We start from the raw sequence: 17,968 nt of genomic DNA on the forward strand, positions 1-17,968 counted from the left end.
AGTACCGCAGCTCCCGATCGTCCGCCGGACCGCTTCTCCCCCACCGGCGCCGGAAACGCGGCGGGGCCCCGCGCGACGCGCGGGGCCCTGGCCGGAAAAGTCACTCGCCCAGCGGGGGTAACCCCCCGGGGGATCCCCGAATTTCACGTTACCGCAGGGGTCCGACAGTTTCGGGCGGTCAGCTCTTCTTCGCCGCCGTGGTACGCCGGGCAGGTGCCTTGGCGGCCGTCGTCTTCCGGGCCGTCGTCGTCTTCGCAGCCGTCGTAGTCGTCGCCTTCGCCGCCGTCGCCCGACGCGTCGTCGGGGCCTTCGCCGTCGTCGCCGGCTTGGCTGCCGTCGACTTCGCGGCCGTCGACCTGGTCGCCGTCGCCTTCGGCGCCGCTGCCTTCGGGGCCGCCTTCGCGCGGGTCGTGGTCGTCTTCGGGGCCGCCTTCGTCGCCGTCGCCCTCGTTGTCGTCGCGGGCTTGGCCGCCGTCGCGCGGGTTCGTGTTGCCGTCGCGCGCGCCGCTGCCGGCTTTGCCGCCGCCGCGCGGGGTGTGGTCGCCCGCGTTGTCGTCGAGGCGCGGGTGCCCGCGGCCGCGCGCTTCACCGGTGCCGCCTTGGCCAGCTTCTTCGCGCCGGAAATGACGTCCTTGAAGGTGGTCCCGGCGCGGAAGGCCGGCACGTTGGTCTTCTTGACCCGCACGGCCTCACCGGTGCGCGGGTTCCGGGCCGTCCGCGCCGCGCGGGCGCGCTTCTCGAACACCCCGAAGCCGGTGATGTTGACCTTTTCGCCCTTGTTGACCGTCCGGATGATGATGTCGACCAGACCGTCGACCGCCTCGGAAGCGGCCTTCTTGTCGCCCAGGCGCTCCGTCAGCGCCTCGATCAGCTGGGCCTTGTTGGCCATACCAGTCCTCCAAGAAGGAAGTACTCGTCCACGGCCGCGACGGGCCGACTAGCGACACGGTATTACCAACACAGCGCAAATTCCAGACGGGACGCGGAATCCTTCCCTTGCCGGGGGACGGGTTCCGCCTCGCGAAGCGCCCCCTGGGAGGCCTTCGGAGATCCGTCTGGCGAAAGCGAACAGAGGCGGGATCCCTTGGAAGCAAAGGGATCCCGCCTCCGCGTGGAACTAGCTCGTGGCGACCGGCGTGGTCGTCGGCTTCCAGGACGGGCGGGCCGCCTCGTAGCCGTCGATCTCACCGGCATGGCGCAACGTCAGGGCGATGTCGTCGAGGCCTTCGAGCAGCCGCCAGCGGACGTAGTCGTCGATCTGGAAGGGCGCGGTGAAGTCCTTGGCGCGCACGGTCTTGGTCTCGAGGTCGACCGTGACCTCGGTGCCGGGCTCGTTTTCGAGCAGCTTCCAGAGCAGCTCGACGTCGTGCTGCTCGCACTGCGCGGCCACCAGGCCGCCCTTGCCGGAGTTGCCGCGGAAGATGTCGGCGAACCGGGCGGAGATGACGGCCCGGAAGCCGTAGTCCATCAGCGCCCAGACGGCGTGCTCGCGGGACGAACCGGTACCGAAGTCCGGGCCCGCGACCAGCACGCTGCCACTCTTGAACGGCTCGGAGTTGAGGATGAACTCCTGGTCACCGCGCCAGGCGGCGAACAGGCCGTCCTCGAAGCCGGTCCGGGTCACCCGCTTGAGGTAGACCGCCGGGATGATCTGGTCGGTGTCCACGTTGGACCGGCGCAGCGGGACGCCGACGCCGGTGTGCTGGGTGAACGGTTCCATGGCTGTAGCTCCTCGGGTGGGTCAGCGGGCGGCGGTCTGCAGGTCTTCCGGGGACGACAGCGTGCCCCGGACGGCCGTGGCGGCGGCCACGAGCGGCGAGACCAGGTGCGTCCGGCCGCCCTTGCCCTGCCGGCCCTCGAAGTTGCGGTTCGACGTCGACGCGCTGCGCTCGCCCGGCTTCAGCTGGTCCGGGTTCATGCCCAGGCACATCGAGCAGCCGGCCTGGCGCCACTCGGCGCCCGCGGCGGTGAAGACCTCGTCGAGGCCCTCCTCCTCGGCGGCCTTGCGGACGCGCATGGAGCCGGGAACCACCAGCATGCGGACCGAGTCCGCCACCTTCCGCCCACGCAGCACCTCGGCCGCGGCCCGCAGGTCCTCGATCCGGCCGTTGGTGCAGGAGCCGAGGAAGACGGTGTCGACCGAGATCTCCCGCAGCGGCGTCCCGGGCTTCAGGTCCATATAGGACAGGGCCTTTTCAGCGGCGATGCGATCGTTCTCGTCCGGGATCTGCTCCGGGTCGGGCACGTCGGCGCCCAGCGGGAGGCCCTGGCCGGGGTTGGTGCCCCAGGTCACGAACGGCGTCAGCGCGCTCGCGTCGAGGTGCACCTCGGCGTCGAACTCGGCGCCGTCGTCGGTGCGCAGCTGCCGCCAGTTCTCGAGCGCCGCGTCCCAGTCCGCGCCGCTCGGCGCGTGCGGACGGCCCTTCAGGTACGCGAAGGTCGTCTCGTCCGGGGCGATCATCCCGGCGCGGGCGCCGGCCTCGATCGACATGTTGCAGACGGTCATCCGGGCTTCCATCGACAGGGCCTCGATGGCCTTGCCGCGGTACTCCAGGATGTAGCCCTGGCCGCCGCCGGTGCCGATCTTGGCGATCACCGCGAGGATGATGTCCTTCGCCGTGACGCCGGGCCGCAGCTCGCCGTCGACCGTGATGGCCATCGTCTTGAACGGACGCAGCGGCAGCGTCTGGGTCGCCATGACGTGCTCGACCTCGGACGTGCCGATGCCGAACGCGATGCCGCCGAACGCGCCGTGCGTGGAGGTGTGGCTGTCGCCGCAGACCACGGTCATCCCGGGCTGGGTCAGGCCGAGCTGCGGGCCGATGACGTGCACGATGCCCTGCTCGGCGTCGCCCATCGGGTGCAGCCGGACGCCGAACTCCTTGCAGTTGCGGCGAAGGGTGTCGACCTGGGTGCGCGAGACCGGATCGGCGATGGGGAGCTCGATGTCGACGGTCGGGACGTTGTGGTCCTCGGTCGCGATGGTGAGGTCGGGGCGGCGCAGCGGCCGCCCGGCCAGGCGGAGGCCGTCGAAGGCCTGCGGGCTGGTCACTTCGTGCAGCAGGTGGAGATCGATGTAGAGGAGGTCCGGTTCGGCGCCTTCGCCGCGGCGCACGAGGTGGCTTTCCCACACCTTCTCCGCCAGTGTGCGGGCCTTGCCGGTCGGGCTGGTCATCTCCGGCTCCTTCCACGGTGCGTTGTGGTGGTGGAACTCGGGCGCACACCTGCGGAACTGGTGCGAGCCGCGAAGGGAGGGCGCAGCTCGAGTTCGGGGTTTCCCAGATACTGGACTTCCCAAAGTGCGGGACGCTAGTATCGGGTCGTGGGACAGCATAGCGGTATCGGAGTACTGGACAAAGCAGTGGCCGTTCTGCAGGCGGTCGCGGACGACCCCTGCGGCCTGGCGGAACTGTGCACGCGGACGGGCCTGCCCCGGGCCACCGCGCACCGGCTCGCGGTCGGCCTCGAGGTGCACCGGCTGCTGCGCCGCGGTCCCGACGGCCGCTGGCGTCCCGGTACGGCGCTGGCCGAACTGGCCGGCGGTTCGACGGACCCGCTGCTCGACGCGGCGGGCGTGGTCCTGCCGAAACTGCGGGACGTCACAGGCGAAAGCGTGCAGCTCTACCGCCGCGACGGCGTGCAGCGCGTCTGCGTCGCGACGGCGGAGCCGCCGAGTGGCCTGCGCGACACCGTCCCGGTGGGCTCGCGGCTGCCGATGACGGCCGGTTCGGGCGCGAAGGTGCTGGCAGCGTGGGCGGATCCGCACACGCAGCGCACGATCCTGGCGGACGCGGTCTTCGGCGAGCGGACGCTGCTGGAGGTGCGTCGCCGCGGCTGGGCGCAGAGCGTGGCCGAACGCGAGCCGGGTGTGGCGAGCATCTCGGCGCCGGTCCGCGATTCGGCGGGCACGGTCGTGGCGGCGGTGTCGGTGTCGGGCCCGATCGAGCGCATCGGCCGCAAGCCGGGCGCGCGCTGGGCGGCGGACCTCCTCGCGGCGGCGGACGCGTTGCAGGAACGACTCTAGAACCGCGCCGGCGGTTAAGCCTGACCCGTTTCGAAGCGCGCCACCTTGCCGTCGCGAACGGTGAACGCCCAGCGCGTCCGCATCGCGCCCCAAGTCGAGTTCGAGTAGTTCGCGATGAACTTCCGACCGTCGTCTTCGGCGGTTTCCACCTCGAGCCGGCCCTGGCTGGAGAAGATCTCCTTCTCCGTCCACGCCGCGAGGTCGCGGTCGGTGCCGTCGTCGGACATCGTCGCGTCGGGGGTGAGCGCGGCCTGGAACGCTGTGCGGTCGCCCGCGTTCAGTGCGTCGATGAACGCGCGCACCGCCGGGTCGCCGATCGAATCCGTCATGGGGTCATGGTGCACCGTTCGGGGGAACCTGGCGAAAGCCGCGTATTCGGTGACGGCGGTCACGTCTCCTTCAGGACAGCACCACGGAGGGGGAACGACCATGCTGAACAGAAGGGCACTGGCGATGCTGCGGGCCGTCGGGGCGGGACGGGCCGAGCTGACCTGCAGCTGCGAGCCGGACCTGCGGGTCGACGGGTTGCCGTGCTGCGACCAGGCGACGGCGCACGAGCTGGCGCGGGCCGGGCTGATCCGGCCGGCGCGGGGGCCGGTGGTGGCCGTCGGGCAGTGGACGCGGGCGGAGCTGACCGACGACGGCAGGACGGCGCTGGGCGGGACGCTCGCCGCGGCCTGAGGCAACCGTCAGAATGCCTCGCGCGTGTACTCGCAAAGCGTGAGGGGAAGCGATGAAGATCGTCACGGGACTGCTCGGCGCCTGCCTGCTGCTGGCCGCGTGTTCGGAGCCGCAGCCGGTGGCGCCGACCGTGACGGTGACGGCCCCGCCGACGACCGCCCCGGCACCGGCGGTCGACCCGGCGACGCTCGACTGGTTGAACGGCTTCTGCTCCGCCATCCGCGCCTACCGGACGCGCACCGGCGAGGAGGCGGTACCGGGGACGTCCCAGCCGCACTCGGTCGAGGAAGCGCAGAAGGCCTTGAGCGAAGCACTCGGCGGCATCGCGGACCGCGCCGGCGAGGTGGTCGACCGTCTGAAGGCGCTCCCGCCGGCCCCGGTACCGCTGGCCGAGACGGTCCGGAAGGCATTCGCCGGCAAGTACGCGACGGCCCGCGACCGCGCTCGCGACGCGAAGACGGCCCTGGACCAGGCGAAGCCGGGCGACGCGGCTTCGCAGGATCCGGCGATGCAGGCGTTGCAGCAGGCCCAGCGGGACGTCGACGGCACGTACGACCCGCTGGCGCCGTTGGCGGAATCGACGGACCTGCTCACCGCAGCGGCTAGTGCACCGGGTTGCAAGGCCTGAGAGACCTGGTCAGCGCCGCACCAGCGGAGCCTGCAACGGCAGCGAACGCGACGAGTCACCCACCTGAACCGTGAACCCGCCCTTAACCGGCCGCCACGCATGACTCCCCACATCCCAAGTAGAAAAGTCGCGCGCGTCCAAGTCGATCGTCACCCGGCGGGACTGGCCCGGTGCCAGCTCCACCCGCGAGAACCCCTTCAACTGCCGCGGCGGCTCGCCCGCGGCCGACGGGAAGCCCACGTACAGCTGTGCCACCTCGGCTCCCGCCCTCTTCCCCGTGTTCCGGACCGTGAACGTCGCCGTCGCACCCTTGCCCGTGTTGTGCACCGACAGCCCCGAGAACGCGAACGTCGTGTACGACAGGCCGTGCCCGAACGGGAACAGCGGCGTCTTGCCCTGCGCGTCGAACCAGCGGTAGCCGACCTGCAGGCCCTCCGAATACGTCGCCACCCCGTTCACGCCCGGGAACTGCGCCGCCGTGTTCGCCGGGGTGTCCGCGTCCGCCGCCGGGAACGTGATCGGGAGCTTCGCCGAGGGGTTGGCGTCGCCGAACAGCACGCCCGCCACCGCCGCGCCGTCCTGCTGGCCCGGGTACCACGCCTGCAGGATCGACGGCACCGACGACGCCCACGGCATCAGCACCGGACCGCCGCTCTTCACCACCACGACCGTGTGCGGGTTCGCCTCGGCGACCGCCGCCACCAGGGCGTCCTGGTTGCCGTCCAAGGCCAGGCTCGGCCGGTCCTTGCCCTCGGCCTCGTTGTCGCCGACCATCACCACCGCGACCTCGGAACCGGCCGCCAGGGCCGCGGCCCGGGCCGGGTCACTGCCGTCGTCCAGCGTTACCGCGGCGCCCGGAACCCGCTGCTGGAGCCCCGGCAACGGGTCCACTGTGGACGTCGGGATGACGGCGGAGCTGCCCCCGCCGCCGGTCTTGGCCTTGGTCGCGAACGGCCCGATCAGCGCGATCGACTTGACCGTCCGGTCGTCGAGCGGGAGCTGGGCGTGGTCGTTGCGCAGCAGCACCATGCCGCGTTCGGCGAAGTCCTTCGCGGCGGCGTCGTGCTGGGCAGTCGGCAGCGGCGTGAGCGTCGGCGGGTGGTCGAACTGCCCGAACGCGAACATCGTGCGGAACCGCGGCAGCAGCAGCTCGCCGACGCGCTGTTCGCTCACCTGCCCGGCCAGCACCGCCTGCTTCATCTTCTCGCCGTACCAGGTGCCGTCGATCATCTCGAGGTTCATGCCCGCGTTCGCCGAGCCCACGGTGCTGTGCGCGGCACCCCAGTCCGACTGGACGAACCCCTTGAACCCCCAGTCGTCGCGCAGCTTGTCCTGCAGCAGCGCCGGGTTCTCGCAGGTGAACACGCCGTTGATCTTCGGGTAGGCGCACATCACCGAGCCCGCATGACCTTCGGTGACGGCCTGCTCGAAGTGCGGCAGGTACAGCTCGTTGAGCGTGCGCTCGTCGATGTGCTCGTCGATGCTCTGGCGCTGGGTCTCCTGGTTGTTCGCCGCGTAGTGCTTGACCTCGGCGATCGTGCCGTTCTCCTGGATACCGCGGATATCGGCGGCGCCCATGTCCCCGACCAGCACCGGGTCCTCGCCCATCCCCTCGAACGTCCGGCCGTTGCGCGGGACGCGGGCGATGTTGATGTCGGGACCTTCGGACACGTTGTGCGCGAGCGCGCGGGTCTCGTCGCCGATCAGGCGGCCGTAGCGGCGCGCGAGGCCGGTGTCGAACGTCGACGCCAGCGCCATCGTGGCCGGCAGCGCGGTCGCCGGCTTCTGCGGTTTGTCGTCGGCCGGGCCCATGCCGGCCGGGCCGTTGGCGATCCGGAAGCCGGGCACGCCGAGCCGCGGGATCGGCGGCACGAACCGCTGGTGCTCGGCGTCGGGCTGCAGGTGCAGCTGGGAGATCTTCTCGTCGAGGGTCATCGCGGCGACGAGCTCCGCGGCGCGGCGGTCGGGCGACTGGCGGGCGTCGCGCCAGGGCTGCGCGGCCGCGGCGGCGGTCACGGGGGCCGCGAGCGAAAGTCCCAGTACCGCGGCAAGAACGAGCCGGCCGTTGCGCATCGAGTCTCCCTCGTCACCGAACGGGATCAACGGCGGACAAGCTAACGCATACGTGAGCAGTAAACATAGACTCGATAGTCGTTCACGTACTTGAATATTTCGCGGGCTCAACCGTTTTCGCGGCTCAAGCGTGGAGAAGGTACGCGGCAGAGGGGACGGAACATGCCGAAGAAAGCACTGATCGGACTAACGAGGGTCGGGCGGCACCCCACCGGCCGAGCCGGCGAGCCCACCGCGGACGGCTCACCGAGCTGACCCTCCACAAAGGACACCTCGGGAAGGTGCGGGTCCCCAGGCCCGCCGTCCCGGGGCCGCCCACCCCCAGAGGGCGGATTCCGGCCCGGCGGTTCACGCCGCCGGGCCGGTCTAAACGGGCCGGCCTCAGCGAGCCGCGGCCAGCCGCAACGCCCGGTAGACGAACTGCTGGTCGCCCAGCCGGTGCCGCAGGTCCCGCTCCAGCCCCGCGATCGGGTAGAGGTTCTGCGGCGCCCGCGAGTCCTTGTACTCCACCGACGCGAACCGCCCGAGCACCGACTGCGTCAGGTTCGCCAGCTCGGCCACCTCCGCCCGGCCGAGGTGGGGCGCCGCCTCGACCCGCACCACTCCCGACCACGGGGGCCCGCCCACCGACGGCAGCCGCAGGTACCACGAATGCCGGACCCACGTCGTGCCCATCAGGAACACCGGGGTGCGCTGGTGCGGGGTCAGCCGGCCGACCATCGCGTTGAGGTCGCCCGGCAGGTACGTCGTCTGGTGGCTCTTGATGAACCCGACCGCCCGGGACAGGTGCGTGCGGCCGCTCAACGGTCCGTCCACCACGAGCAGGTCGCTGCCGACGTGGCCCCGGATCGCCTCCCGCGCCGCGGTCGCCGTGTCCAGCTCCGTCTCGGCCAGTCGCTCCTGCAGCAACGACGACAGCACGACCGCCAGCGGTTTGTCGTCCTTGGCGGTCGTCGAGAAGGCCTCGTACAGCCCCGCCGAAGTCGAGATGCCGGCCGCCTCGGAGGCCACCGTGAACACCCCGCGCCGGACATCCGACGCGACGACGTGCGCCCGGCCCGAACAGCAGCACACCACCCCGGCCGCGTACGACGCGCACAAGCCGATCGACGCCGAGTTCATCCCGGCCGGGTCGTCGATCCAGACGCGGGCGTCGATCCGGCGGACGCCGTCGACGAACAGGATGGCCTCGGGCGGCGAAACCGGTGACGGGTCGATCGGCGCCCACTCCTCCATGGGCACCTCGACCTCGAGCTCGACCTCGGCTCCGGACCGCGCCAGCTCCTCGGCCTCCATCGAACTGCCGTAACCCGGGTCCCACGAGTCGACGCTGAAGTTCATCCCGGCCACGGCGGTCATGCGCCCTCCCTGCTGATGTGCGAGCCGGTGCCGTCCCGGGTGACCAGGAACCGCACCGGCACGCGCTCGGCGAGCGCCGGCACGTGCGTGATCACCCCGACCATCCGGGAGCCGGTGGCCGACAGGTTCTCCAATGTGGACGCCACGACGTCGAGGGTGGCCTCGTCCAGGGTGCCGAACCCCTCGTCGAGGAAGATCGACTCGAGCTTGGTCGCGCCCTCGGCGGCCATGGCGCCCAGCTGCGAAGACAGGGCGAGGGCCAGCGAGAGCGACGCCTGGAACGTCTCCCCGCCGGACAGCGTCTTCACCGGCCGGCGGGCGTCGGCCTCGTTGTGGTCCACCACCAGGAAGTCGCCCTTGTCGTGGGTCAGCTCGAACTGACCGCCGGACAGCTCCAGCAGCGACGCGGACGCCTCGGCGACGAGCGTGTCGAGCGCCCCGGCGATCAGCCAGCGCGGGAACTTGTCCGAGCGCAGGAGATCCGCGAGCAGCCGCGCGACCTGCGACTCCGACTCGGCCGCCGCGATGTCGCCGTGCAGGCCCGCCACGTGCGCCACGCGCCGCTTCAGCTCCGTGTGGTCGCCCTCGGCCCGCGCCCGCGCGGCGGCGACGGCCACCGGGACGCGGTCGCGCACCGGCCCCTCGGGTAGTTCGACCCCGAGCGCGGTGACGTCGTCGGCGACCGCGCGTTCGGCCACTCGCAACGCTTCGGCGGCTTCGCCCTCGGCGGTCGTCACGACGGTCAGCCGTTCGCGTCGTTCCTTCGCCTGCCCGGCCGCCCAGTCCGTCAACGCAGACCACGCGTCCAGCAGGCTCTCGCCGTCGATCGGCGGAGCCCCGAGGCCGACCAGCGGGTCGCGCGCCCGGGACAGCCGCTGGCGCTCGGCCTCGACCTGGTCGGCGATCCGCGCCTGGGCTTCGGCGGCTTGTTTCGCGGCCGCGCGGGCGGTCCTGAGGTCCGCGTCGGCCGTCTTCGCGGCCAGTTCGAGTCCGGCCACCTGCGCGAGCTGCTCGGTGACGACCTCGGCGGCGGGCGCGCCGGCCAGGGTCTCGGCCAGTTCGCCGTGCCGGCGCCGGGTGTTCGCCCACACCGTGCTCGCCGACTGCTCGGCCAGCGCCGCCTCCGAAGCCCGCTTCCGCCGCTGTTCGGCGTTCCGCTCGGCGGAGGCGAGGTCGTCCGCCGCGACGACGGCTTCCTTGCCCGCGGCTTCGGCGGCCGCCTCGAGCGCGGCCAGCGCCGTGCGCCGTTCTTCCAGCGCGGCCGCCGCCCAGGCGGTCAGCCGCTGCCAGCCCGCCGGGACGTCGTCGCCGTCGATCGCCGGCGCGCCCAGTTCCACCAGGGGATCCCGGGCCGCCCGCAGTGCTTCCCGGGCTGCCGCGAACGACTTCTCCACGACGTCGGCCTCGTGCCGCGCCGCCACGCGGTCGGCACGGGCCGCCGCCAGTTCCTTGTCGGCGGCGTGCGCGGCTTCGGCGACGCGGGTGCGTCCCTCGATCGTCGTCGACAGCCACTCGCCGCGTTCGCGCACGGCCGCGACGAGGTCCGCGTAGTCCTGCTCGGAGAAAGAGGCCTCGACCGGGCGCCGCAGCACCGGCGACTCCGGCGGACCGTCAACGTCGGCGAGCACCACGCGCAGCTCTTCCGCCTGCGCGGCCGCGGACACGGCCGAGTCGGCGTCGCGGTCCGCGGCCCGTTCCAGCTTGCGCAGCGCGGACTCGGCGGCGGCGCGGCCGGATTCCGCCCGCTCGAGACGTTCTTTCGCCTCGGCCAGGTGGGCGTGCCCGCCCGCGTCCGGCAGCGCGGAGACCTCTTGCTCGCACACCGGGCACGCGTGGCCGACGGCGAGCCCGGCCCGCAGCACCAGTGCCTGCCCGGTGCGTTCGGCATCGGTCAGCGCGGTCTTCGCCGCGACCAGCTCCGCATCGGCGCTCGCGAAGGAACTACGCGCCGCTTCGAGCTCCTTCCGGCGGGCGACCTGCTCGGGCGCGGCCTTCCGTTGCGCCTCGCACAACGCGTAGAGCGTGCGAGCGTCGGAACGGGCCGACGCCAGCGGAGCGACGTCCGGCTGCGCGCCCAGCGCCTCGCGCGCTCCGGCATCGGCGGCCTCGGCCTCGCGCAGGCGTGCGTCGGCGGCCTCGGTGCGTTTCGCCACCCGCGCCGAATCCGCCGACAGGTCCCCGAGGTTCGCGGGCGGACGCAGCCCGGCCAGGCGGTCGCGGACCTGCCGGGCCCGCGCGGCTTCGGCGGCGGCGTCCTCGGCGGCGCGGGCTGTCGTGTCCCTGTTCTTCCTGGCCGCTTCGACGACGGACACCGCTTCGGCCACCGCGGCGGTCGCCACCTCTTTCTCCTGCGACGCCGTCTTCGCGGCCTCTTCCAGGCGAGGGAGGGCCTTCTCGGCCTCGGCGAGCTCGGTGCGGGCGGCGCGGATCCGTTCCAGCTCAGCGCGAGCGGGGGCGGCGGCGAGCGCGGCACGGGCGGCCTCGTCCGCCGTCTCGGCCGTCTCCAGCCCCGTCCGGGCCGTCGTGGCCGCGTCCGCCGCCGTGCGGCGCCGGGATTCGAGGTCTTCGACGCCGTCCGGACGTTCCAGCGCGTCGAGGACACCCAGCTCCCGCGTCACCGTCGCGACCAGCTGCCGGGCTTCGTCGTGGGCGCGGGTGGCGTCGGACAACCCCGGCAGGGCCGCACTCACCCGCGCGTCGAGGTCCGCAAGTGCCGTCATCCGCGCGGAAAGCCCTTCGACCGCTTCCTCGGTCGCGTCGGCGTAGCTGCCGAGCTGTTCGGCGAGGACGGCGGCGCGCTGCTTCTGCTGCTCCGCCGTGACGCCGGCGCGGCGGCCGATCCGCTCGTAGACCTCCAGGCCCAGCAGCTTGATCAGGATCTTCTGCCGGTCGGCGGCCTTGGCGTGCAGGAACTCCGCGAAGTCGCCCTGGGGCAGCGCCACGCAGGTGCAGAAGTGCTTGAAGGTCAACCCGAGCAGGCGTTCGACGGCCGGGGTGACCTCGGAGTCCGCGGCGACCGGGTCGGCGTCGTCCTCCGGGCCGCCGAGCGCGGTGGGGTCGGCGAGCCGTTCCAGGCGGACGTTCTTCACGCTGACCGTGGGTTTCTTCCCGCCGCTGCGCCGGACTTCCCGCACGACGTGGTAGCGCGTGCCGCCGGCGTCGAAGACCAGCCGCACGGTCGCCCGGTTCGCCGTCGGGGCGAGCGCGGGCGCGACGAGCCCTTCGTGGTCCCAGCGCGCGACGGACCCGTAGAGGGCGAAGGTGAGCGCGTCGATCACCGTGCTCTTGCCGGCGCCGGTCGGGCCGACGAGCGCGAAGTAGTCCGTGTCCTCGAAGCTGACTTCGGTCTTGTCGCGGAACGACGCGAAACCGGTCATCTCCAGCAGCACAGGCCGCATGTCACACCTCGCTCGTCTCTTCGTCGTGCAGCCGCGCGAAGAGCGACTGGACCCGCTTGTCCTCGACCGTGCGTTCTTCGCAATAGGACGCGAACAGCTCCCCCGGCGAACGGTCCGCGATCGCGCGGTCGCCGCCCGCCGTCGTCACCGGGGCGGCGAACTCCGGGTCGATGCGGATTTCCAGGGCGTTGGGCAGGGCTTCCTGGATCTCCTCGCGCAGCCCGGCCCTGGTCGCTTCGCGGATGTAGACGCGGAGGTAGTCCTCGCCGAACTCCTCCGCGCGGCCGATCAGCTCGGCCACCGTGCCGTGGACGGTCCGCAGCCGGCGTCCGGCGGTCATCGGGAGTTCCGTGATCTTCGCCGGGGTCGTCGGCGTCACCTCGACGGCCAGTACCACGCTCTTGTTGTCCTGCTCGCCGAAGTCCACGGCGAACGGTGAGCCGCTGTAGTGCACCGGGCAGGCGGCGGGCAGGGACTGGCGCCGGTGCAGGTGGCCCAGCGCGACGTAGTGCGGGTCGGCGCCGAACGCCGTCGCGGGCACGTGGTACTCGAAGATGGACTGCGCCGCGCGCTCGCCGCCGCCCATCGTCCCGCCGGTCACCGTCAGGTGCGCCATGACGAGATTCACCGCGCCGGCGGAGAACCCGGACTTGAGGTGCTCCAGGATGTCGCGCACGCGCTGGTCGTACTCGCCGACGTTGTCCGCCGGGGTCCCGGCGAGCAGCTCGGCCGCGCGGACCGCGTAGCGCTGGGAAAGGAAGGGCAGCACGGCGACGTTGACGCGCTCGCCGGTCGAGCGGGCGTCGAACGACACGACCCCGCCGTCCGCGACCGGCCGCGGGTTCCCGGTGAGGTGGATGCCCGCTTTGCGCAGCAGTGGCCGGTACGCCTCGAACGTCGCCGCGTGGTCGTGGTTCCCGGCGATCGCGATGACCTCGGCGCCGGTGTCGCGCAACGCCATCAGCGCCTGGACCACGAGCTCCTGCGCGGCGGCCGACGGCGCCGACGTCTCGTAGAGGTCGCCCGCGACGAGGATCGCGTCGAACGCCTCGTCGCGCGCGATCCGGACGATCTCGCCGAGCACGGCCCGCTGCTCGTCCAGGCGGTTGCGGCCCTTGAGCGTCTTGCCGACGTGCCAGTCGGAGGTGTGCAGGAACTTCACACTTCGTCCTTCCGTTCAGGTAGCGGGCAGTGGCTCAGAACGGCGGCGGGTCGTCGCCGAACGGGTCGCTGCTGCCCGTCGGCAGACCGGCGAAGGGATCGGACTTCTTCGACGCCACCGTCGTCGTCGGGACCTTCCCGGCCTCGGAAAGCCGCGTGGCCCAGGCCGGGAACGGGAAGCCGACGGCGATCGGCACCGGGATCTCCGGCTGGCTCACGAACATCGTGCCGGGCGTGGCCAGGGTCGCGCGGACCCGCTGACTGGTGGGGAGGAAGCCGTACTCGGGGCGCGACGCCTCCGCGGCGTCGAGGCGCCCGACGATCCGCACCGAGCTGTTGCTGACGATGCGGCGCTCGACCTCGCTGGCCGTCTGCTGCGCGCCGATCAGGATGACGCCGAGGGAACGCCCGCGCTCGGCGATGTCCAGCAGCACCTCCTTGATGGGGCTGCTGCCTTCGCGCGGCGCGTACTTGTTCAGCTCGTCCAGCATGGTGAACAGGAGACCGCCCGGGCCGGCGGCTTCCTTGCGCGCGGTCTCCGCGGCGAGCGTGACACCGACGACGAACCGCTGCGCGCGCTCGACGAGGTTGTGGATGTCCACCACGGTCACCTGCTGGTTTTCCGTGGACAGCTGACGGGCGGGGTGATCGGTGAGGTCGCCGCGGATCAGGCCGTTGAGCGCGCGCTGGCTGGACCGCAGGCGGCGGATGAAGGCGTTGACCGTGCCGGCGCCGGTGACCGCGCCCGCCCAGCTGGCGCGGGTTTCCTCGTCGGTGACGCGCTCGCAGATGACGTCGACGAGCTCGGCGTAGGTGCGGCACAGCACGCCGTCGACCTTGGCCGCGCCGTCCTTCCCGGCCGGCTCGCTGTCCAGCCGCAACCGGTTCGCGACCTGGTGGATGACCATCGTGTACTGGTTGCGCTCGTCCTCGGCGTCGGCGAAGACGTAGGGCAGCAGGTCCTTGGCGCAGAACTCCGCGATGGTCCACCAGAAGGCGCCGACCCCGGACGTGCGCCCGGTGACGTAAGGCTTCCCCGTGGTGTCCGACGGCGTCGGCGGCGCGAAGAACCCGGTCGAGGCGAAAGGCTCCGCGGGCAGGCCGAGCTTGGCGTACTCGGCCTTGAGCTTCTCGTCGAGGTGGATGTTCGGGGTGTCGAGGAACAGCAGGTCCTCGCCCTTGACCGAGAACACCAGGGCCTTGGCGTTGTGGGCGTTGGGCAGGGCGCCGCCGCGGAAGATCGAGTGCAGCAGGAACAACGCGAACGACGTCTTGGTGGCGACGCCGGAGACGCCGCTGATGCTGACGTGCGCGCCGCGCGTGCCGTCGAGGAAGTCCATGTTGAGGAAGACGGGTTCGCCGTCGCGCCCCAGGCCGACCGCCACTTGGCGGGTCATGTTGTCGAAGTACAGCGCCTGCGCGCGATCCTCCCCCACGGCCCGCTGGACGACGGCCCCCGGCCGCGGCGGCACGTAGCACTCGGGCTCGACGCGGGTGGTCGCGATCTCGGCGATCTCCTGCACCTGCGCGGGCAGGACACCGTCGGAGATCAGGAAGACGTCGCTGCCGAAGCTGGCGCCCTCGTGCCGCGCGCTCACCTGCGTCACGACCCCGAACGACGTGACTTCGCCCAGGCCGGGGAGTTCCCGCCGGGTGACGACGACGTCGTCGAGCTGCAGGTAGGCCTCGGGATCGATGGCCACGTGGAACTGCAGCGGCGTCGAATCCTCGGTGCCGGCCACCCGGCCGACCACGGTGGTGAGCGTCTCCTGGTCCACGGTTCTCCCTGTCGCACCCGGGGCTTCCTCCGGCCGCAGACTAGCTCGCCGGACCGACAGTCCCGCGGCCAACACGGCGTTCCGGCCGTGGCGTACCGGAGTCGTCACCAGCGGTCCGGCTGGGCCGAACGAGTGAGTTCACCCTACGGGGAAGATCCTTTTCGCCTCACCGTGTTCGTGCGCGGCCGCCACCGGTTGCGCCGCAACGGACCTCGCCGCACCCCGGAGAGGTCGCTCGGGGCGGGCGGGGCGTTACTGCGTTGGCCCCACGGCGAAGTGGCTCCGCGGGGCCTTCCCGGGCGCCCCGCCGGGGCTCGCGACGGGGCCGCCGCGGGGCCCGGGAACCCCCGCCGCTGCGCGGGATCGGGGTCGAAGTGGCCCCGGCCACACGCCTGGGGGCTCCGGCCCGGCGTGTCGCGGAAAAAAGTCTCCCGAGGGCCTCTGGTCCTATATGGACGACCACTGTGGACGGCCCGGATATAGGGTTTTGCCTGCTCAGGGCCATGGTCGACGTCCGGCTTCCATTCCGGTTCATCTCTCACGAAGGCTCTTCGAGAGGCGGAACCAGCGCCCTCGCAAGGAAATATTTCGACTTCCGGTTGGATTTTGTGCGGTATTGGTAATACCGTGTGCAGTGTCGGCCGAGATGGGCCGTGACTAGTTCCACTATGGAGGACTGGAATGACGAACAAGGCCCAGCTGATCGAGGCGCTGTCGGAGCGTCTGGGCGACAAGAAGGTGGCTTCGCAGGCCGTTGACGGTCTGGTGGACATCATCATCCGGACGGTCAACAAGGGCGAGAAGGTCAACATCACCGGCTTCGGTGTGTTCGAGAAGCGCGCCCGCGCCGCTCGCACCGCCCGGAACCCGCGCACCGGCGAAGCCGTGCGCGTGAAGAAGACCAACGTGCCCGCGTTCCGCGCCGGGACCACCTTCAAGGACGTCATCTCCGGCTCCAAGAAGCTGGCCAAGGCTGCCCCGGTCAAGCGCGCCACCGCGGCGTCGACGACCACTCGCGCGGCCGTCGCCAAGGCTTCCGCCCCGGCCAAGACCACCAGCACGCGGGCCACTTCGACCCGTGCGGCCGCCGCCAAGCCGGCCACCGCTCGCGCCACGGCCACGCGGACCCGCGCCGCCGCCGCGAAGCCGGCCGCCAAGGCCACCGCCACCAAGGCGGCCCCGAAGACCGCGGCCAAGGCTCCCGCCAAGGCGACCGCGGCCAAGGCCACCACCGCGAAGGCCACCACCACGCGGGCGAAGGCCGCCGCCAAGCCGGCTGCCGCCAAGACCGCCGCCGCGAAGAAGCCGGCCGCCGCCAAGGCCCCCGCCAAGCGCACCTCGGCTGCCAAGAAGAAGTAGTAACACCAGCTTCTCTCCGAAGGGCCCCGCACCGGCTGGTGCGGGGCCCTTCGGCGTTCCCGGGGCGGCGCGGGGAACGGCGTTCAACGGCGGATGGCGTTGCCGGGCCCCGAGAACGCCGGAACCGGTCCCGGAGCCGGCCGTGCGGACCACCGGGCCGGGTGGGCTGAGACCGCGTGTTCGCGAATTGACGCGTCGAAGAAACGATCCCGGCCCCCGCGATTGCGCTCGTGCTCCGGTGGGTAGCCCGTGAGTGCGGAATTGCCCGAAAAAACCCTCGCGAGGAGTTGTGATGGCGAACGAGAAGCAGGAAGACCCCGACGCGGAGCTCGCCCACTCGCGGCAGCTCATCGACGAGGCCAAGGAGGCCGCGGCGAAAGCGGATCTCGCGGACCCCGCCGAAGGGGAAGAGCCGGACTCGACGCCGTCCGGAACCTAGGCCAGGAAACGGAAACGCTGCGGCGGTACGTCCTATCAGGACTGCGGAATCGCGGGAAGTTCCCGGGGGAAATTGCCGTACCGATCCCCGGGTGGATACACTCCACCCAAGAACGTCGGTCATTGTGCAACTTGTCACACGTCACGTTCCCCGGACGCACATCCAGCTTGAGGAGCATTCCCGTGGCCCAGAAAGTCCTCGTCGAGATCCTGGACGACATCGACGGCTCCACCGCCGCCCAGACCGTTCAGTTCGGCCTCGACGGTGTCACCTACGAAATCGACCTTTCGGACGCCAACGCCTCCGCCCTGCGCGACGAGCTCGCCCGCTTCATCGCGGCCGGCCGTCGCATCGGAGGCCGCAAGGTCCGCGTCGCAACGGGCCAGTCGACCACGACGAGCACCACCGACCGCGAGCGCAACCAGCAGATCCGAGCATGGGCGAACGCGAACGGCTACGAGGTCTCCGAGCGCGGCCGCCTGTCGTCCGAGGTGATCTCGGCGTTCGAGCAGGCCCAGGTGGCCGAGGCGGAAGCCCCGGCAGCCCCGCGCAAGCGCGCCCCGCGCAAGAAGGTCGCCGCCGCCCGGAAGTGAGGCCGGTGTCCGGCAGAGCGCTTGGCAAGGCCCGTCGGCGGCGAGGACAACGGTTCCCGCCGCCGACGAAGGCCGTTTCCGCCTGGTGACGCGGGTCCCCTGTCCCGCGCACTGTGCACCACCGGGGCGCTGTATCGCCCCGAAGGCCGATCCGGTGTACTCACCTACGGCACTGCTGAACTCCTGAACGGCTGCGGCTTGCGTGACGCCTGCGCCCAGCACATCCCGGCGGCCATCGGGCTCGCCGAGACCTCCAGGATGAACCTCGCCCCGGCGTAGGCGTGCGATGCCGTCGCGGTCGCTGCCTTGGTCATCGCGTTCCCCGGCACCCGCCCACACTGCGGCCGCGATCCCGAGCCACGTCGGCTCGCTGGGCCACTCGCCGCCGTCGCGTGCACTGCCGGAGGCCATCCCCTTCCCCGGCACTCGCTCACGCCACAGCCACCATCCCCGGTCCACGTCGGCTCGCTGAGCC

At 71.8% G+C, this 17,968-nt stretch carries 16 protein-coding genes; 6 read left to right on the forward strand and 10 right to left on the reverse strand.

From position 1 onward, the window contains the following. Window positions 1-178 precede the first annotated feature (178 nt). From ACZ7PG_RS44010 to leuC, 3 genes are all read right to left on the reverse strand, one after another. Window positions 179-889, reverse strand: a complete 711-nt coding sequence (locus ACZ7PG_RS44010; protein ID WP_470245151.1) for an HU family DNA-binding protein — start codon at window positions 887-889, stop codon at window positions 179-181. A gap of 228 nt (window positions 890-1,117) precedes the next feature. Continuing rightward, window positions 1,118-1,720 carry a 3-isopropylmalate dehydratase small subunit gene (gene leuD / locus ACZ7PG_RS44015; protein ID WP_470245152.1) on the reverse strand — a complete coding sequence of 201 codons (603 nt, stop codon included), beginning with the start codon at window positions 1,718-1,720 and terminating at the stop codon, window positions 1,118-1,120. 21 nt (window positions 1,721-1,741) lie between these two features. Further along, the gene (gene leuC / locus ACZ7PG_RS44020) at window positions 1,742-3,175 is read right to left on the reverse strand and encodes a 3-isopropylmalate dehydratase large subunit (protein WP_470245153.1); all 1,434 of its coding nucleotides are present in this window, start codon (window positions 3,173-3,175) and stop codon (window positions 1,742-1,744) included. 147 nt (window positions 3,176-3,322) lie between these two features. Between leuC and ACZ7PG_RS44025 the strand changes: the two genes are divergently transcribed. Next, window positions 3,323-4,024 carry an IclR family transcriptional regulator gene (locus ACZ7PG_RS44025; protein WP_051183801.1) on the forward strand — a complete coding sequence of 234 codons (702 nt, stop codon included), beginning with the start codon at window positions 3,323-3,325 and terminating at the stop codon, window positions 4,022-4,024. Between the two features lie 14 nt (window positions 4,025-4,038). Here the strand turns inward: ACZ7PG_RS44025 and ACZ7PG_RS44030 are convergent, their stop codons facing one another. After that, entirely contained in the window at window positions 4,039-4,353 is a 315-nt protein-coding gene (locus ACZ7PG_RS44030) for a nuclear transport factor 2-like protein (protein WP_470245154.1), read from the reverse strand. 100 nt (window positions 4,354-4,453) lie between these two features. On the opposite strand from ACZ7PG_RS44030, the gene ACZ7PG_RS44035 reads away from it, so the two are divergent. Then, window positions 4,454-4,705 (forward strand): hypothetical protein, encoded by a 252-nt coding sequence (locus tag ACZ7PG_RS44035; protein WP_470245155.1) that lies wholly within the window; start codon window positions 4,454-4,456, stop codon window positions 4,703-4,705. A 52-nt stretch (window positions 4,706-4,757) separates the two neighbouring features. After that, window positions 4,758-5,333 carry a hypothetical protein gene (locus tag ACZ7PG_RS44040; protein ID WP_470245156.1) on the forward strand — a complete coding sequence of 192 codons (576 nt, stop codon included), beginning with the start codon at window positions 4,758-4,760 and terminating at the stop codon, window positions 5,331-5,333. Between the two features lie 9 nt (window positions 5,334-5,342). On the opposite strand, the gene ACZ7PG_RS44045 is transcribed toward ACZ7PG_RS44040, so the two are convergent. The 5 genes from ACZ7PG_RS44045 to ACZ7PG_RS44065 form a co-directional block, all read right to left on the reverse strand. Continuing rightward, on the reverse strand, window positions 5,343-7,406 hold the full coding sequence (locus ACZ7PG_RS44045) for a glycoside hydrolase family 3 C-terminal domain-containing protein (protein WP_470245157.1): 2,064 nt from the start codon (window positions 7,404-7,406) through the stop codon (window positions 5,343-5,345). A 381-nt stretch (window positions 7,407-7,787) separates the two neighbouring features. Continuing rightward, window positions 7,788-8,765: a hypothetical protein gene (locus tag ACZ7PG_RS44050; RefSeq protein ID WP_470245158.1), complete on the reverse strand. Its 978-nt coding sequence runs from the start codon at window positions 8,763-8,765 to the stop codon at window positions 7,788-7,790. Further along, window positions 8,762-12,163 (reverse strand): AAA family ATPase, encoded by a 3,402-nt coding sequence (locus ACZ7PG_RS44055; protein ID WP_470245159.1) that lies wholly within the window; start codon window positions 12,161-12,163, stop codon window positions 8,762-8,764. The genes ACZ7PG_RS44050 and ACZ7PG_RS44055 overlap by 4 nt, the downstream gene beginning before the upstream one ends. Window position 12,164: 1 nt before the next feature. Further along, window positions 12,165-13,325, reverse strand: a complete 1,161-nt coding sequence (locus ACZ7PG_RS44060) for an exonuclease SbcCD subunit D (protein ID WP_470245160.1) — start codon at window positions 13,323-13,325, stop codon at window positions 12,165-12,167. A 34-nt stretch (window positions 13,326-13,359) separates the two neighbouring features. Continuing rightward, on the reverse strand, window positions 13,360-15,102 hold the full coding sequence (locus tag ACZ7PG_RS44065; protein ID WP_470245161.1) for an ATP-binding protein: 1,743 nt from the start codon (window positions 15,100-15,102) through the stop codon (window positions 13,360-13,362). Between the two features lie 681 nt (window positions 15,103-15,783). Here ACZ7PG_RS44065 and ACZ7PG_RS44070 point away from each other — a divergent pair. The 3 genes from ACZ7PG_RS44070 (at window position 15,784) to ACZ7PG_RS44080 (ending at window position 17,493) form a co-directional block, all read left to right on the forward strand. Next, window positions 15,784-16,461, forward strand: a complete 678-nt coding sequence (locus tag ACZ7PG_RS44070) for an HU family DNA-binding protein (RefSeq protein ID WP_470245162.1) — start codon at window positions 15,784-15,786, stop codon at window positions 16,459-16,461. 292 nt (window positions 16,462-16,753) lie between these two features. Next, window positions 16,754-16,900, forward strand: coding sequence for a hypothetical protein (locus tag ACZ7PG_RS44075; protein WP_470245163.1), 147 nt, complete (start codon window positions 16,754-16,756; stop codon window positions 16,898-16,900). A 182-nt stretch (window positions 16,901-17,082) separates the two neighbouring features. Then, a complete protein-coding gene (locus tag ACZ7PG_RS44080) occupies window positions 17,083-17,493 on the forward strand; it encodes a histone-like nucleoid-structuring protein Lsr2 (RefSeq protein WP_470245164.1) in 411 nt (136 codons plus the stop codon). A gap of 164 nt (window positions 17,494-17,657) precedes the next feature. Here ACZ7PG_RS44080 and ACZ7PG_RS44085 read toward each other — a convergent pair whose 3' ends face one another. Next, on the reverse strand, window positions 17,658-17,807 hold the full coding sequence (locus tag ACZ7PG_RS44085) for a hypothetical protein (protein WP_470245165.1): 150 nt from the start codon (window positions 17,805-17,807) through the stop codon (window positions 17,658-17,660). Between the last annotated feature and the right edge of the window lie 161 nt (window positions 17,808-17,968).

The sequence above is a fragment of the Amycolatopsis sp. NPDC114504 genome (assembly GCF_055633595.1).